The organism is Ruegeria marisrubri, from assembly GCF_001507595.1.
Taxonomy (GTDB): domain Bacteria; phylum Pseudomonadota; class Alphaproteobacteria; order Rhodobacterales; family Rhodobacteraceae; genus Ruegeria; species Ruegeria marisrubri.
Genome location: NZ_LQBQ01000023.1, coordinates 305790 through 321165, shown reverse-complemented (window position 1 = coordinate 321165; position 15376 = coordinate 305790). Strand labels below are relative to the sequence as shown.

General features: G+C 63.1%; 16 protein-coding genes. 7 read left to right on the top strand and 9 right to left on the bottom strand.

Translation table 11 applies throughout. From position 1 onward, the window contains the following. Positions 1-27 precede the first annotated feature (27 nt). Positions 28-1017 (bottom strand): sterol desaturase family protein, encoded by a 990-nt coding sequence (locus AVO45_RS12225; protein ID WP_068347311.1) that lies wholly within the window; start codon positions 1015-1017, stop codon positions 28-30. A 29-nt stretch (positions 1018-1046) separates the two neighbouring features. Further along, on the bottom strand, positions 1047-1802 hold the full coding sequence (locus AVO45_RS12220) for a class II aldolase and adducin N-terminal domain-containing protein (protein ID WP_068347310.1): 756 nt from the start codon (positions 1800-1802) through the stop codon (positions 1047-1049). A gap of 123 nt (positions 1803-1925) precedes the next feature. Between AVO45_RS12220 and AVO45_RS12215 the strand changes: the two genes are divergently transcribed. After that, complete coding sequence (locus AVO45_RS12215; protein ID WP_068347309.1) at positions 1926-2804, top strand: LysR substrate-binding domain-containing protein; 879 nt, start codon at positions 1926-1928, stop codon at positions 2802-2804. Between the two features lie 3 nt (positions 2805-2807). Here AVO45_RS12215 and AVO45_RS12210 read toward each other — a convergent pair whose 3' ends face one another. Beyond that, positions 2808-3233, bottom strand: coding sequence for a VOC family protein (locus tag AVO45_RS12210; protein ID WP_068347308.1), 426 nt, complete (start codon positions 3231-3233; stop codon positions 2808-2810). A 111-nt stretch (positions 3234-3344) separates the two neighbouring features. Between AVO45_RS12210 and ade the strand changes: the two genes are divergently transcribed. The 4 genes from ade to AVO45_RS12190 all read left to right on the top strand — a co-directional run bounded on the left by ade (position 3345) and on the right by AVO45_RS12190 (position 8083). Beyond that, a complete protein-coding gene (gene ade, locus AVO45_RS12205) occupies positions 3345-5147 on the top strand; it encodes an adenine deaminase (protein ID WP_068347307.1) in 1803 nt (600 codons plus the stop codon). Continuing rightward, the gene (locus AVO45_RS12200; RefSeq protein ID WP_068347306.1) at positions 5144-6607 is read left to right on the top strand and encodes an AMP nucleosidase; all 1464 of its coding nucleotides are present in this window, start codon (positions 5144-5146) and stop codon (positions 6605-6607) included. Before ade ends, AVO45_RS12200 begins: the two co-directional genes overlap by 4 nt. 130 nt (positions 6608-6737) lie before the next feature. After that, entirely contained in the window at positions 6738-7025 is a 288-nt protein-coding gene (locus AVO45_RS12195; RefSeq protein ID WP_068347305.1) for an HU family DNA-binding protein, read from the top strand. A gap of 170 nt (positions 7026-7195) precedes the next feature. Further along, positions 7196-8083 (top strand): DMT family transporter, encoded by an 888-nt coding sequence (locus AVO45_RS12190; RefSeq protein WP_068347304.1) that lies wholly within the window; start codon positions 7196-7198, stop codon positions 8081-8083. Here AVO45_RS12190 and AVO45_RS12185 read toward each other — a convergent pair. Then, on the bottom strand, positions 8059-8580 hold the full coding sequence (locus AVO45_RS12185; protein WP_068347303.1) for a glutathione peroxidase: 522 nt from the start codon (positions 8578-8580) through the stop codon (positions 8059-8061). The genes AVO45_RS12190 and AVO45_RS12185 overlap by 25 nt on opposite strands. 146 nt (positions 8581-8726) lie before the next feature. Here AVO45_RS12185 and msrB point away from each other — a divergent pair, with 146 nt between their 5' ends. Together msrB and msrA are read left to right on the top strand one after the other, a co-directional pair. After that, positions 8727-9176: a peptide-methionine (R)-S-oxide reductase MsrB gene (gene msrB / locus AVO45_RS12180; protein ID WP_068347302.1), complete on the top strand. Its 450-nt coding sequence runs from the start codon at positions 8727-8729 to the stop codon at positions 9174-9176. After that, complete coding sequence (gene msrA, locus AVO45_RS12175; protein ID WP_068347301.1) at positions 9173-9685, top strand: peptide-methionine (S)-S-oxide reductase MsrA; 513 nt, start codon at positions 9173-9175, stop codon at positions 9683-9685. The genes msrB and msrA overlap by 4 nt, the downstream gene beginning before the upstream one ends. A 9-nt stretch (positions 9686-9694) precedes the next feature. Here the strand turns inward: msrA and AVO45_RS12170 are convergent, their stop codons facing one another. From AVO45_RS12170 to AVO45_RS12150, 5 genes are all read right to left on the bottom strand, one after another. Beyond that, entirely contained in the window at positions 9695-11698 is a 2004-nt protein-coding gene (locus AVO45_RS12170; protein WP_068347437.1) for a hydantoinase/oxoprolinase family protein, read from the bottom strand. Positions 11699-11769: 71 nt separating this feature from the next. Next, positions 11770-12807: a tRNA epoxyqueuosine(34) reductase QueG gene (queG, locus tag AVO45_RS12165; protein ID WP_068347300.1), complete on the bottom strand. Its 1038-nt coding sequence runs from the start codon at positions 12805-12807 to the stop codon at positions 11770-11772. A gap of 75 nt (positions 12808-12882) precedes the next feature. Next, positions 12883-13548, bottom strand: coding sequence for an FtsZ-binding protein FzlA (fzlA, locus tag AVO45_RS12160; protein ID WP_068347299.1), 666 nt, complete (start codon positions 13546-13548; stop codon positions 12883-12885). Between the two features lie 58 nt (positions 13549-13606). Continuing rightward, complete coding sequence (mtgA, locus tag AVO45_RS12155) at positions 13607-14347, bottom strand: monofunctional biosynthetic peptidoglycan transglycosylase (protein WP_068347298.1); 741 nt, start codon at positions 14345-14347, stop codon at positions 13607-13609. 39 nt (positions 14348-14386) lie between these two features. Next, positions 14387-15313, bottom strand: a complete 927-nt coding sequence (locus AVO45_RS12150; RefSeq protein WP_068347297.1) for a Hint domain-containing protein — start codon at positions 15311-15313, stop codon at positions 14387-14389. Positions 15314-15376 lie beyond the last annotated feature (63 nt).

Below are 15376 nucleotides of genomic sequence, written 5' to 3'. Positions count from 1 at the left end.
CACGGCCAGTTTGCGTTGACGCGGGCCTCAGCCGAACCGCTTTTTCTTGTAGGCGCGGGTGCGTTCCGTCGCGTCCGCCGAGCCGTCGTGATAGGTGCCGAACCACCGGTCAAAGGGAATCTCGGCGGTGCCGTAGTTGCACTCGAAATAGCGGTGGTGAAGCTGGTGAAAGAAGTCGCCCGCGCGCGCGGCTTCGGTTTCCCCGGCTTTCAGCTTCTCGAACCCCGAATGCGACAGGATCGGGCTGACCTGCTGGAAATAGGTATGGAAGAGAAGGTGCAGCGGGTGCGACGGCACGATCAGGTGGATGAAGTAGGTCGTGAAATAGAGCAGGTTCTCGTACCAGTGGTTCGAGATGCCGGACCAAGGCCCCACGTTGACGTTGCGGTGATGCACGGCGTGCACATGTTTGAACAGTTTCGGGTGATGTTCCAGCCGGTGCACCCAGTAGAAATGCAGCCCCGACCACATCGGGATGAACATCATCCAGACCACGAACCAGACCGGCGCCTGTTCCCATGTGACGGTTGGCACCCATCCGTTGGCCATCGCCCAGTAGATGCCCCACTGATAGACGGTCGCCACCGTCATCGCGCTGCCCAGCGTCCACCAGATGTTGTCCCAGACCTGGTTGTTGAAGGTGAAGATGCCGTTCTTGCGCGTCAGGTCGCGGCGGTCGAACTTCTTGTACATGCCCTGGCCCTTGCGCATGTAGAGCCACCAGTGCAGCCCGCCCGCCACAAGGGTCTGCGGCACCAGGTTCAGCAACCAGACACGGAACATCCAGCCGGGCGCAAAGCTTTTCATGACTTCGAGCGGCGGCAGGAACATGGCATAGGCGATCACGGCCAGCGTCAGACACAGGGTCAACGCGGTGATCGGCAGCCATGCGCCGGCATACCATTTCAGCACGGCGGCCGGGCGCGGTGGCCAGCTGAACAGCGGGTTCAACCCGACGGGCTCGGACGGCCGGTAGTGCCAGCGGGCGGCTTCGGGATCTTGCGAGACATCGGTCATGGCGTCACCTCCGGGCAAGAAACGGGGGGTCAGGTTGCGTAGTCCGAGCCTTCGGCATCCAGAACGGCCTTAATCTCGCGCAGATGCGCCTCGGCCTGTCCCGGATAGTCATCCAGCTCCTGCGCGGTCTTTTCGGCGATCTCGTCCGAAAGCACCCGCAAAGGCTGCCCCGTCTGCAGGGCGCGGATGTAGGTTTCGGCGGCGCGCTCGAAATAATAGAGTCTATTAAAGGCATCTGCCGCGTCACTGCCGATCACGAGCACGCCGTGATTGCCCATGATCATGACCTTCTTTTGCGGGTCGGACAGCATCGCGGCACAGCGTTCCCCCTCGCTTTCAAAGGCCAAACCGCCGAATTCCTCGTCGATGACATAACGGTTGTAAAAGGTCGCGGTGTTCTGGTCGATCGGCGGCAGGGTGCTGTCGGCCAGCGCGGCCAGGACGGTGGCAAAGATCGAATGCACATGCATCACGCAGCGCGCATGTGGACAGCGCCGGTGGATCGAGCCATGCAGCCCCCATGCCGTGGGGTCCGGGGCGCCGGGATTGCTCATCGTGTCGGAGTCGTTGGCGTCCAGCAGCAGCAGATCCGAGGCACGGATTCGCGCAAAATGCATCTGGTTGGGGTTCATCAGGAACTGCGTGCCATCCTCGTTCACGGCAAGGCTGAAATGGTTGGCCACGCCTTCATGCATGTTCAACCGCTCAGTCCAGCGGAAGGCGGCGGCCATGTCCACACGCTCCTGCCAGTGGTCGATATTCGGCTTCAGACTGGTGACGCTCATCCCGCTTCTCCCTGTTGACGCGGTTGGTTCCCTGACTTTTGAAAACCTGCATCTGCCCCATCTTTTTGACCAACGAAAAATTCGGCGCTTTGGCATTAGCAAAACTTATGGCAGGGTTATGCGATGAGAAACCCGCTCCCTCCTCTCGGCTGGCTGCGCACCTTCGAGGCCGCGGCCCGCCACCTGTCCTTCACCGGCGCGGCGCGCGATCTGAACATGACGCAAAGCGCCGTCAGCCAGCAGATCAAATCGCTGGAGGGCTATCTGGGCCAGCCGCTGTTTCACCGCCGCCCCCGGGCGCTGGAACTGACCGAGGCAGGGATCACCTATCTGCCGGTGGTGCGCGAGGCGTTCCGGACACTGGTGCGTGGCACCCAGGCCGTGACCGGGCAGCAGGAAAACACCGTTCAGGTGCAATGCAACATCACCTTTTCGGTGAACTGGCTGGCGCCACGCCTGCCCGCGTTCCGCGCGCTTCACCCCGATGTCCACCTGAACATTTTTACCGAGTTGTGGGAGCCGCGCGAAATGGCCGAAGGCGCGGCGGTCGAGATCCGCTACTCTCTGCGCCCGGCCGACACGGTCCGCACCGAGCTTTTGCGCAGCGATCACTACTACCCGGTCTGCGCCCCCGACTATCCGGTCACGCTGGAAACCCTTCAGCAGCAGCCGCTGTATGACTGTTCCAACCTGCTGTCGAACTGGGCCAGTTGGGCCGAGGATCAGGGTCTAACATGGGATAATCCGCAGATCACCTATGCCACGACCTACATGGTCGGCCTGTCCGTCGCGATGGCCGGCGGCGGGCTGTGCCTGGCCCATGACACGATCGCCCGGCGGCTGCTGGACGAAGGCCGCCTGATTGCCCCGTTCGCCCATCGCGCGCCGATGCCCGAAGCCTACTACCTGCTGCTGTCGCCACAGGCCGAGGAAACGCCGGGTGCGGTGGCCTTTGCCAACTGGATCCGGGCGGAAATCGCCGCCGAGCAAAACCCCGCCTGACCTTCAGCCGTCCTTGGGGCGGCTGGCGACCCAGGCATAGCCGTTCTCGCACAGGATGTAGGTCTCGCGCAGGCCGTGGGGCTTGTCTGCGGCCGGTTGCAGTATGGTCACACCGATCTCCACAGCCCGGCTTTCGGCAACATCGGGATCGGTGTCGTACAGACGAATCTCGATCCCGGCCCCGCGCGGTGGCGTTTCTGGCAGAAGGCCCAGCAGCGGGTTCGAGTGATAGGTTCCGTCAGCGTGCAGTTGAAACACCTGCGTCCCATAGGTGACGATGGCGAAATCCTCTGTCACCTGATGACAATTCATACCAAAAACAGACTCTAAAAAAGCACATTCCGCCCTTACATCGCGCACCAGAAGGTTCAGGCCCAACCCCCGCAACGACCGTCCGAACCCGTCGGCATCTATCGTCTCGTAATCCATGATCGCAGCTTCCGCTCTCGCCCGCCGGTGGTCAAGCGGTGTTTCGTGACCCTTTGATGACAAGTGAATGGCAGGGCTTGCACCCGCCTCAACATTCGGGAAAGTTGAGCCATGGAACGAAGAACTTTTCCCACCTGGCCCGAGGTCGCCCCCCGACTCATCGCAGTGGCGGCCGGGCGCGAACCCGCAGACACAGTCATTCGCAACGGTATCTGGATCAATGTCCACAGCCGCGAGGCACTGCCCGATCACTCCATCGCGATCACCGAGGGTCGTATCGCCTATGTCGGCCCTGACGCCAGCCATTGCATAGGCCCCGAGACCGAAATCATCGAAGCCAAGGGCCGCTACATGATCCCCGGCCTGTGCGACGCGCATATGCACATCGAATCCGGCATGCTGACCCCGGCCGAGTTCGCCCGCGCGGTGATCCCGCATGGCACGACCTCGATGTTCACCGACCCGCATGAAATCGCCAACGTGCTGGGGCTGGACGGCGTGCGGATGATGCATGACGAGGCGCTGATGCAGCCGGTCAACATCTTCACCCAGATGCCGTCCTGCGCGCCCTCGGCGCCGGGTCTTGAAACCACCGGCTATGAGATCACCCCCGAAGACGTGGCCGAGGCAATGACCTGGCCCGGCATCATCGGGCTGGGCGAGATGATGAACTTCCCCGGCGTGATCAACGCCAACCCTAAAATGCTGGCCGAAATCGCCGCCACCCAGCGCGCGGGCAAGACGGTTGGCGGGCACTATGCATCCCCTGATTTGGGGCCTGATTTTGCCGCCTATGTCGCCGGCGGCCCGGCGGATGACCACGAAGGCACCTGCGAGGCCGATGCCATTGCCCGCGTGCGGCAGGGAATGCGGTCGATGATGCGGCTGGGCTCGGCCTGGTATGACGTGGAAAGCCAGATCACCGCCGTCACCGAAAAGGGGCTGGACCCGCGCAACTTCATCCTGTGCACCGATGACTGCCATTCCGGCACGCTGGTGAACGAGGGCCACATGAACCGCGTCGTGCGCCATGCCATCGCCTGCGGCTGTGACCCGCTGATCGCGTTGCAGATGGCCACGATCAACACCGCCACCCATTTCGGGCTGGAGCGCGAGATCGGCTCGATCACGCCGGGCCGCCGGGCCGATGTGATCCTCAGCTCGGACCTGACCGAATTGCCGATCGAGATGGTCGTCGCGCGCGGACAGGTGGTGGCCGAGAACGGCGGGATCACGGTGGAGTGCCCGCATTACGACTGGCCCGACTGGGCGCGCAACACGGTGCATCTGGGCCATGCCCTGACCGCCGCCGATTTCGAGATCCCCGCGCCCGAGGGCGCCAACCGCGTGCGCGCCAACGTCATCGGCGTGGTGGAAAACCAGGCCCCCACCCGGGCGCTGAAGGCCGAGTTGCCGATCATCGGCGGGTTGGTCGAGGGCGAAGGCGATGTCTGCCAGATCGCGCTGGTCGAGCGGCACCGTGCCACGGGTGGCGTCACCAACGCCTTCGTGTCCGGCTTTGGCTATCGGGGAAAGATGGCCATGGCCTCGACCGTGGCGCATGACAGCCACCACATGATCGTGGTCGGCACCGACCGCGAGCAGATGGCCCTGGCCGCCAATCGTCTGGCCGAAGTGGGCGGCGGCGTCACCATCTTCCGAGATGGCGAAGAGCTGGCGCTGGTCGAACTGCCCATCGCCGGCCTGATGTCCGACAGCCCCGCGACGCAAGTGGCCGCAAAGGCGCAACAGATGGTCGAGGCGATGCAGGCATGCGGTTGCAAGCTGAACAATGCCTACATGCAGCACTCGCTGCTGGCCCTCGTGGTGATCCCGGAACTGCGCATTTCCGATCTCGGGCTGGTCGATGTGCGCACCTTCGAAAAGATCGACCTTCTGGAGCCGCTTGCATGACGACAATAAAAACACCCGACGCACCCGCCCCGGAAAGCTTTACCGACCCCGCCGCGGCGGTTGCCCGGCTCGAAGACCTGTATCGGCAGGGCACCGGCTTCCTGTGCGACGCCTTTGCCGAGGTGATGAAGAACGGCGCGCCCTCGGGCCGCTATCGCGCCTTCTACCCGGAAATCCGCATCTCGACCTCTTCCTATGCCCATGTGGACAGTCGGCTGAGCTTTGGCCACGTGTCCGAACCCGGCATACACGCGACCACGGTGACGCGCCCGGATCTGTTCCGCTCCTACCTGACGCAACAGATCGCCCTGTTGATCAGAAATCACGGCCAGCCTGTTGTCATCGGCCCGTCCGAGACACCGATTCCGGTGCATTTCGCGGTTGCCACCAACCCCAGGCTCGTCATGCCGCACCAAGGCGCCGCCGAGTTCACCCTGCGCGACGTGTTCGACGTTCCTGACCTGACCACGACCAATGACGACATCGTCAACGGTACGCATGTCGTCGAAAACGGGGTCGAGCCGCTGGCCTTGTTCACTGCGCAGCGCATCGACTATTCGCTGGCCCGGCTGGCGCATTACACCGCGACCGATCCCGAGCATTTCCAGAACCACGTCCTGTTCACCAACTACCAGTTCTATGTCTCGGAGTTCGAAGCCTTTGCCCGCGCCCAGCTGGCCGACCCGTCCAGCGGCTATACAAGTTTCGTGGCGACGGGAAATGTCGAGATCACCGAATCCGGCGCGGAAATCGGGCAGCCGCTGAAACTGCCCCAGATGCCGACCTATCATCTGAAACGCGAGGACGGGTCGGGCATCACGCTGGTCAATATCGGCGTCGGCCCCTCGAACGCCAAGACGGCCACCGACCATATCGCGGTGCTGCGGCCCCATGCCTGGCTGATGCTGGGCCACTGCGCCGGATTGCGCAACACCCAGGCATTGGGGGACTTCGTGCTGGCCCATGCTTACTTGCGCGAGGACAAGGTGCTGGACGATGACCTGCCGGTCTGGGTTCCGGTGCCGCCACTGGCCGAGATCCAGGTCGCGCTGGAAAGAGCGGTGGCCGAAGTGACGAAACTGGATGGCTACGAGCTCAAGCGCATCATGCGCACCGGAACGGTTGCTTCGGTCGACAACCGGAACTGGGAGCTGCGCGACCAGTCGGGCCCGGTGCAGCGGCTCAGCCAGTCCCGCGCCATTGCGCTGGACATGGAAAGCGCCACCATCGCCGCAAACGGCTATCGGTTCCGCGTTCCTTACGGCACGCTGCTGTGCGTTTCGGACAAACCCCTGCACGGGGAACTGAAACTCCCCGGCATGGCATCCGATTTCTACAAGACGCAGGTCAGCCGCCATTTGGCCATCGGAATACGCGCGATGGAGCTGCTACGCGGCATGCCGCTGGAGCGTCTTCACAGCCGGAAATTGCGTTCTTTCGCCGAAACGGCCTTCCTCTGACGTAAAAAAGCAACGAAATCCCCATATTTTTAGGGGTTCCACCGCTACTATTCGTTGTGTTCGCCCACAATATCCCGTTACAGTTACGCGGTGAGGCCCTATGGATCGGGCACTGTAAGGAGACCAAGAAATGGCAAAGCCTATGACCAAGACTCAGCTGGTTGCTGCTCTCGCTGAGGAAATGGGAACCGACAAGAAATCCGCAAACGCCGCGCTGGAGGCCATCACCGGCCTGATCACCCGCGAAGTTTCGGCCGGCGGTGCAGTCACCCTGCCGGGCGTCGGCAAGATCTACTGCCGTGAGCGCCCCGAGCGTCAGGTGCGCAACCCGGCCACCGGTGAGACCTTCACCAAGGAAGCCGACAAGGTGGTCAAGATGACCATCGCCAAGGCGCTGAAGGACAGCGTGAACGGCTGATCGGGTCACGCACCGATCCGGATCGATCAAGGGTCGCCATCGCGCGGCCCTTTTTCTTTGGCCTGGATTCCCGCAAGACCGGAGCGATCCTTTCCCTGCGCCGCGGTTCGGGGGCTTGCAATCCCGATGGCTATGCGAAACAGTCGCCCCGTTTCGGGAAGGGGGGCATCATGGATCCGCGCGCCATGGCCATGGGACTGGCCTTTGCATTCATGTGGTCGTCCGCCTTCACCTCGGCCCGGATCATCGTGGCCGACGCGTCTCCGCTGTTTTCCCTTGCCCTGCGGTTTCTGATTTCGGGCGCCCTAGGCGTGATGATTGCGCGGGCAATGGGACAGAGCTGGCGCCTGACCCGGCCGCAATGGCGCGCCACGATCCTGTTCGGCATCTGCCAGAACGCGCTTTATCTGGGCCTCAACTTCTATGCCATGCAAACGGTAGAGGCCTCATTGGCCGCCATCATCGCCTCGACCATGCCTCTGCTCGTCGCCTTGGCAAGCTGGATTCTCTATGGTGAAAAACTTCGGACACTGGGCATCATAGGCCTTCTGGCCGGGTTTGCGGGGGTCGCACTGATCATGGGGGCACGGATCAACGCCGGCGTCGATCTGTTCGGCGTATTCCTGTGCGGTGTCGCTGCCCTGGCCCTGACCTTTGCAACCCTGGCCGTGCGCGGGGCCACGTCGGGTGGCAATTTCATGATGGTGGTCGGGTTGCAGATGTTCGTCGGGTCGGCAGTTCTGTTCTTGGCAGCACCCATTTTCGAAACGATCCGCATCAATCCCACGGTCTCGCTTGCGCTGGCATTTACCTACACCACGCTGGTGCCCGGTCTGACGGCGACGCTGGTATGGTTTCTGCTGCTCAACCGCATCGGCGCGATCCGCGCCGCCACGTTCCACTTTCTCAATCCGGTGTTCGGCGTCGCCATCGCCGCGGCCTTGCTGGGGGAGAAGTTGGGGCTGCTCGATGCGATGGGCGTGGCGATCACGACATTGGGCATCCTAGCCGTGCAGCTGTCGCGCCAGCCGGCTCAGGGCAGCATGGCCTCGACCTGACGGCGCAGCTTGCGCGACTCGGGCCGGGTCGTCGAACCAAAGGTCGCCACGACTTCGCCTTCCGGGCTGAGCAGAATCTTGTTGAAATTCCAGCCCGGCACGAATCCGGTTTCCGCCGCAACCGCCTTGTAGAAAGGATGTGCCTGCGGGCCGATCACCGGGGTTATGTCGGTCATCGGCAGGGTAAGGTCATAGTTCAGTTCGCAGAAATCCTTGACCTCGCCGGCCGTCGCCAGCTCTTGGTTGAAGGAATCCGACGGGACCGCCAGCACCACCAGCCCTTTGGGTCCATAGGTGTCCTGCAACCTCTGCAAGCCCGCATATTGCCCGGTAAAACCGCATTGCGAGGCCGTGTTGACCACCAGAACAGGCTGGCCGCGCCAATCCTCCAGCGACAGTGTGCCCCCGTCGATCGAAGGAAACTCTCCGGACACAGGCGCGGCCTGCACCATTCGTCCGATCAGCAACAAGGCGGATAGAACCAGCATTCTGAACATCGCGTGACCTCCTGTTTGCAAATGATACGCTCAAAGCACCGTACCAGATCACCCGCACGATCGCGCGAGCAGTGTGAAACAGGGCGTTGCTTTTGCCGCGGTGAGACCCAATTATCCCGTCAAGAACCAAACGCGCCGGAGGAGCCATGACCCGCTATACCAAAAGCCCCGAGGCCATCGCCGCCCTCTCGCCCGAAGAATACCATGTGACGCAGGAAAACGGCACGGAACGCCCCGGCACGGGCAAACTGCTGCACAACAATCAGCCCGGCATCTATGTGGACATCGTGTCGGGCGAGCCGCTGTTCGCCTCGTCGGACAAGTATGAATCCGGGTGCGGCTGGCCCAGCTTCACCAAGCCGATCGAGCCCGCCAACGTGCAGGAGTTCGAAGATCGCAGCCTGGGCATGATCCGCACCGAGGTCCGCTCGAAACACGGCGACAGCCATCTGGGCCACGTTTTTCCAGACGGGCCACGGGATCGCGGCGGCATGCGCTACTGCATCAATTCGGCCGCCCTGCGCTTTGTCCATCGCGACGACATGGAGGCGGAAGGCTACGGGGACTATCTCGACCAAGTGGAGGATTTCGCATGACCGAACACCGCGCCGTTCTCGCCGGAGGCTGTTTCTGGGGGATGCAGGACCTGATCCGCAAGCTGCCCGGCGTCAACCGGACCCGCGTCGGCTATACCGGCGGAGACGTTCCGAACGCCACCTATCGCAACCACGGCACCCATGCCGAAGGGATCGAGATCTGGTTCGACCCGGAAAAGATCAGCTATCGCGAGCTGCTGGAGTTCTTTTTCCAGATCCACGACCCGACGACCCTGAACCGACAGGGAAATGACATCGGCATGAGCTATCGCTCGGCCATCTACTATGTGGACGACGAGCAGAAACAGGTGGCGCTGGACACGATCGCCGATGTGGACGCCAGCGGGCTGTGGCCGGGCAAGGTCGTGACCGAGGTCGAACCCGTCGGCGATTTCTGGGAGGCCGAGCCCGAGCATCAGGATTACCTGGAGCGGATACCCAACGGTTACACCTGCCATTTCCCGCGCCCGGACTGGGTGCTGCCGAAACGCTCGGACGCCGCCGAATAGCCCCGCCGCCTATTCCGAGGCAACCCTGGGGCGGCCGCTTGCCTCGACCGTCAGCGTTCCCTCGACAAAGACGTCGCGCCCCTCGACCTGGGCGGTGCGAATGTCGCGCTCGACCAGAACCCGGATGTTCTCGGCCCCGGCGGCCCGCGCCGCGCCTTCCGCTTCGGCGCGCAGGATTTCCTCCAACAGCGCCAGCGCCTCGTCGGCGTCCGGGAAATCCTGCGGGCCATCCTCCAGATGCACACGGAAACGGTCCTCGGAAGGGCTGGTTACCGACCCGCTCCGGCGGAAGGTGACGCGCCCCACCACGGCCCCGACCGCGTTCGCGACACCGGCATGTTCTGGCAGGATCATTCGACAATGCAGGCGCTCACCGACCGCCGGGTAATAGGTCGGCGCCGAGGCCCCCAGCCCCACGACATCCAGGTTGAGCGCGGCGTCAAGCGCCAGCAATCCACGATGCCGGGCCAACCCGCGCCGGGTGAGCACATGCCGCGCCAACTCCTCTGGCGGCAGGCCGAAATCCTCGGTCTCTTCGGCAAAAGCAGTCTCTAACAAGGTCAAAGCTGTCTGTTCGGTCAGTTGATCGATGATCTTCTGCGCCAGTTCTTCGGCATTCTGTGCCAGCCGATCACCCGATCCGACGCGCTTGCGGGCGAACAGTTCCAGCCCCTTTCGCGCGGCCTCTGCATCCCAACTGTCAAGCCGCCCGAGAACATGGCTGGCATCCGAAGGCGTCACGCCGGAAACCTGCACGATGCCCCGATCCACCAGCCGCGTCAGCGCACCATTCTCCATCCGGGTCCGCAACAGCTCACCCAGCGACATGACCCGCTCGCCAAGACGGTCCAACAGCACGCGCTCACGCGGGCCGACGCCTTCGGTCGGAACCCCCGGCACCACCCGGGCAAACCGAACATCATGCTCGCCGACGGTCGTCGCACGCAACTGTTCATCCAGCGCCGCGTGAACAACTTCTCCGGCCTCCGCTGCAATCAGGGACACCGGGAGCACCCGGCGAGGCCCAAGAAACACGCCGCCACCAAGCCCCTCGGTCACGACATGCACCTGGCTGTCGCCGCCCAGACCATGCGTGCGCATGGCGACCGCTTCGACCATGGTGCGAAACCGACCCACGCGGGCCCCAGCCGGATCAATGGCCGGCTTTCCGTCGCGGATCAGGGCGACGTCGGTGGTCGTGCCGCCGATATCCGACACCAATGCGTTCTCGACCCCCGTCAGCCAGCGCGCCCCGACGATCGAGGCCGCCGGACCACTGAGGATGGTTTCGATCGGCCGCTCCCGCGCCTGCTCGGCGCTCATCAGCGCGCCATCACCCCGCACCACCATCATCGGCGCGTCAATGCCCAGATCGCGCAACCTGTCCTGCGCCCGGCCGATCAGGCGGTCGATCATCCCGATCAGCCGCGCGTTCAGCACCGCCGTCACCGCCCGCTTCGGCCCGTTCAGCCTGGCCGACAGGTGGTGCGAGCAGGTCACCGGCGCCCCGGTTCGCTCGCTGACGATCCGCGCCACCTCAAGCTCATGCGCCGGGTTGCGGGTCGCAAACTGGGCTGCAACGGCAAAGCCAGAAATCCCTTTGTTAGTGTCCAAAAACTCCAGCAGGGTATCCGTATCCAGCGGCTCGACCTCGTTCCCCGCATGGCTGTGACCACCACGCAAAACCAGAACCGGATCGCCCTTGAGCGCCTCCTTCAAACCATGCTTTTCCAGATCGCCTTCCCGGAATCCCACATAGATCAGCGCGACCCGGCCCCCCTGTCCCTCGACCAGCGCGTTGGTCGCCAGGGTGGTTGACAGCGACGCCATGGAGATCTCGGCGGGTGCGACGCCGGTCTTGTCCAGAACAGCCGAAATGGCCTTGCCCACACCGATCGCCAGGTCCGACCGGGTGGTAAGGGATTTGGCCGAAGCGACGACCTCTTTCTCGTCCCGAACCAGAACCGCATCCGTATAGGTTCCACCCGTATCCACACCCAAAGCCAGCGCCATCGGGCCCTCCATCTGTTCGCTCGCGCAGGGTTTAGCGACTTGGCGCGGCACGTCCAGCCTGTTTGCGGCATTCAGGACAATCGTTTCACCGCCCAGCGCGCCGCATCCGCAACGGCAGGGTCGGGATCATCCACAAGGGCCCGGGCCGCGGGCAGCAACTCAGGCAATCCCGAATTGCCGATGGCGTACAGCACGTTACGTACGAAACGGTTCCGACCGATCCGCTTGATGGGCGAGCCTGAAAACACCGCCCGGAACGCCGCATCGTCCAACGCTGCCAGTTCGGCCAGTTTCGGCGCCTTCAGCTCTTCACGCGCCGCATAGCGCATGTCGCTGGCCGCCACCGCGAACTTGTTCCAGGGACAGGCCGCCAGACAGTCGTCGCAGCCATAGATGCGGTTGCCCAGCTTCGCGCGCAAATCCTCTGCCACCGGCCCCTTGTGCTCGATCGTCAGATAGGAAATGCAGCGCCGTGCATCCAGCTGATAAGGGGCTGGAAAAGCCTCCGTCGGGCAACTGTCGAGACAGGACCGGCAAGACCCGCAATGGTCCACTTCCGGTGCGTCCGCAGGCAGGTCGAGCGTGGTAAAAACAGACCCTAAAAAGGCCCAATTTCCCCAGTCCCGGCTCACCAGATTGGTGTGCTTGCCCTGCCAGCCCAACCCCGCCGCATGGCCCAACGCCTTTTCCGGCACCGGAGCCGTATCGACAAAGACCTTCACCTCTCCCCCGGCCTCGGCGATCAGCCACCGCGCCAGCCGCTTGAGCCGCTTCTTGACGAGGTCATGGTAATCCTTGTTCTGCGCATAAACGGAAATGGCCCCGCGGTCGGGATGGTTCAGAATCTCGGTTGGATCATGTTCAGGCGCATAGCTTTCGGCCAGCATGATGACCGATCGCGCCTCGGGCCATAGCGCCGCCGGATCGCTGCGCCAGTGTGTCCGCTCGGCCATCCAGCCCATCTGCCCGTGATAGCCCGCCGCCAGAAAAGCCTCCAACCGCTCCGGCACCTGCGGCACATCCCAAGGGCGACAGATCCGACAGGCCACGAACCCCTCGGCCAGGGCCTGTGCCACCAGCCTTTCCTTCAAACCCATTTCGCTCTTCATCTGGCCCAAAATATCCTCGGGGGTGAATTGGCCCAACGGGCCAAGAGGGGGCAGACAGCCCCCTCGCCCACCTTATCAAAAATCCAGATCGGCGTAATGTGGCGGCGGGCGGAAGCCTGGAACCTGATCGGCCAGAATCGAGCGAAAAGCCGGGCGCGACTTGATCTTGGCATACCAGTCCTTGACCACCTGGCTGCGGTTCCAATCCACGTCCGAGATGTAGTCCAGCGCCGACAGATGTGCAGCCGCGGCAAAATCGGCCAAGGTCATCTGGTCTCCCGCCAGCCAACGCCGGTGGTCCAGCAGCCAGGCCATGTAGTCCAGGTGATACTTGATCGCCCGCGCGCCTTCCTTGACGTTCTTGCTGTCCGGATAACCCTGCCCGGTCATCTTCTTGTTGACCCGCTCATAGAGCAGCTTCGAGGTCACCTCCTTGTGGAACTTGTCGTCAAACCAGCCGACCAGCCGCCGCACCTCCAGCCGGGCCTCGGGCTTGGCGGGCATCAGTGCCGGTTCGGGCCGCGTTTCCTCGATATATTCGCAGATGGCAGTGCTTTCCGACATCGTATGTCCATCGAGGCGGAGAACCGGCACCTTGCCGGCCGGGTTGCGGCGCAGGAAATCCGGGTCGCGCTCCCAGTACCTTTCCTCGACGAGTTCGACTTCGATCTTCTTTTCCGCCAGCGACAGACGGACCTTGCGGCAAAACGGAGAGAGGGAAACGTGAAACAGACGCGCCATGGACTTCCAATCGAACCAGTGAATGCCCTACAGCAATAGCCCTGCTCTGCGACCGGTTTCAATCCTCGAAACAATCGTCGCGCCCGTCTGCGCGGATGGTGGCCGCACCATCACGGATCGCGGCCGCCCTTCGGCGCGTTCCCACGGACGGATCGACGACCGATCGCTGGCGTGGCGCCGGCAGAATGGCCGCAAGGCGCGCCGCCTGGGTCGGCGTCAGGGCATCGGCGCTGACACCGTAGTATTTCCGCGCCGCGGCTTCGACGCCGAACACGCCCTCACCCATCTCGGCGACGTTCAGATAGACCTCTAGAATGCGCCTTTTGGTCCAGAACAGCTCGACCAAAGGCGTGATCGACGTTTCCAAGGCCTTGCGGAACCAACTGCGACCCTGCCACAGAAACACGTTCTTCACCGTCTGCTGCGAGATCGTGGACGCACCGCGGTTTCCGCCCTCATCCAGAGCCGCGCGGATCGCGTTCACGTCGAACCCCCAGTGCAGGCAGAAATTCGCATCCTCGGCCGCAACCACCGATCGCGCCATGACCGGGGCGATCTGGTCCATCGGAACCCAGTCGCGTTCGACACGGCCCAGCCGCCGCCATTCGGACCAGATCGTATATGTGACCGGAGGATTCACGACCGAGAATAGCAGGACCAACGCCACCACGATCGCTGCCATGATCACGCCTCCCCGCAACAGCCATGTGCTGATACGGGTCAGAACCGGAACGCCTTCGGACTTTCTTGCCTTGGCCTTGGTTTTCGAGCCTGTTTTTCGAACTGCTTTCTTTGCCATGCCCCAGCTATACTTGGCCCGGCAAACAGGGGAAATGCCCTATTTCGCGAAGGCCTGCACCTCGCGCGGCCGCAGGACCGGCCGGGCCGCAAGATTCGCGCCCTCCCATTTTCCGGTCATGCGGGCCAATTCGGGGAACAGGCTGATCAGTTCGGCCTGGGTTTCGCGATCTGCCCGCGACACGGCATGACCCGGCAGATAGCTTTCCGTCTTCGCCCCATTGGCAAAGATGATCTCGTGCCTTGCGAACATCAGGTGGATGTATTCCACCTCGCCGCCTTCCATGCGTGCGACGGTCGTTCCGTTGACCAATGCATGGGCCGCAGCCAGAACCTCGCCCAGACCGAAAAAATACTCCGCGCGCCAGTCGTCGATCAGCATCCGGTGCTGCGGCGACACCAGAAGCGGTCGGTCCAACCCGAAAACCCCGGCCTCGAAACGGATCGGGGCAAATTTTCCCTGCGCCTCGACGCGCGCCCGGCCGATCCACAAAACCGGCTGCGGGCCGCGGTCCGCAGTTTCGACGAGATCTCCGACCGCGATTTCCTCGATCGGCCGTTCGCCATCCGGCGTTCGGATCATGGTGCCGGGCGTGAAACAGGCCGGGCCAAGATCGGTATCCACCAGCAAGGGCCCCTGGCTGGTTACCCAGCTCGAGGAAACGAAGGTTCCGTTCTGCAAGACCTGCCCGTCGGTCGGGGTGAACACCTGTGTGCCATCGGCCAGGTAAAAGGTCGTGCCGGTATAGGTGATGTCACCGACACCGGGCACGTTGATCGTGACGGTATCACCCGGCCAAGATCGGGTGACATCCGACCCGTTGACCGAGTCCCCGTTGCGGCGGTCGATGTCACCGTCGTCGTTCCGGTCAACCAGATCGAGACGCTGAAAGGTCAGGGCCGTTCCGACCGCCGGGGGGTTTGCCGGATCAAGAAAGAAAAACTGGTCGTTATAGGTTGTTGCCACGCCGCGCCCTCTGCCTGCCCCACTTCATTCGATTGTCACCGGAAAACCTCGACAAAGCCTTGA

Bases quoted from the DNA above. Each gene is read 5' to 3' on its own strand.
- AVO45_RS12225 (WP_068347311.1), bottom strand. From the start codon at position 1,017: ATGACCGATGTCTCGCAAGATCCCGAAGCCGCCCGCTGGCACTACCGG.
- AVO45_RS12220 (WP_068347310.1), bottom strand. From the start codon at position 1,802: ATGAGCGTCACCAGTCTGAAGCCGAATATCGACCACTGGCAGGAGCGT.
- AVO45_RS12215 (WP_068347309.1), top strand. From the start codon at position 1,926: ATGAGAAACCCGCTCCCTCCTCTCGGCTGGCTGCGCACCTTCGAGGCC.
- AVO45_RS12210 (WP_068347308.1), bottom strand. From the start codon at position 3,233: ATGGATTACGAGACGATAGATGCCGACGGGTTCGGACGGTCGTTGCGG.
- ade (WP_068347307.1), top strand. From the start codon at position 3,345: ATGGAACGAAGAACTTTTCCCACCTGGCCCGAGGTCGCCCCCCGACTC.
- AVO45_RS12200 (WP_068347306.1), top strand. From the start codon at position 5,144: ATGACGACAATAAAAACACCCGACGCACCCGCCCCGGAAAGCTTTACC.
- AVO45_RS12195 (WP_068347305.1), top strand. From the start codon at position 6,738: ATGGCAAAGCCTATGACCAAGACTCAGCTGGTTGCTGCTCTCGCTGAG.
- AVO45_RS12190 (WP_068347304.1), top strand. From the start codon at position 7,196: ATGGATCCGCGCGCCATGGCCATGGGACTGGCCTTTGCATTCATGTGG.
- AVO45_RS12185 (WP_068347303.1), bottom strand. From the start codon at position 8,580: ATGTTCAGAATGCTGGTTCTATCCGCCTTGTTGCTGATCGGACGAATG.
- msrB (WP_068347302.1), top strand. From the start codon at position 8,727: ATGACCCGCTATACCAAAAGCCCCGAGGCCATCGCCGCCCTCTCGCCC.
- msrA (WP_068347301.1), top strand. From the start codon at position 9,173: ATGACCGAACACCGCGCCGTTCTCGCCGGAGGCTGTTTCTGGGGGATG.
- AVO45_RS12170 (WP_068347437.1), bottom strand. From the start codon at position 11,698: ATGGCGCTGGCTTTGGGTGTGGATACGGGTGGAACCTATACGGATGCG.
- queG (WP_068347300.1), bottom strand. From the start codon at position 12,807: ATGAAGAGCGAAATGGGTTTGAAGGAAAGGCTGGTGGCACAGGCCCTG.
- fzlA (WP_068347299.1), bottom strand. From the start codon at position 13,548: ATGGCGCGTCTGTTTCACGTTTCCCTCTCTCCGTTTTGCCGCAAGGTC.
- mtgA (WP_068347298.1), bottom strand. From the start codon at position 14,347: ATGGCAAAGAAAGCAGTTCGAAAAACAGGCTCGAAAACCAAGGCCAAG.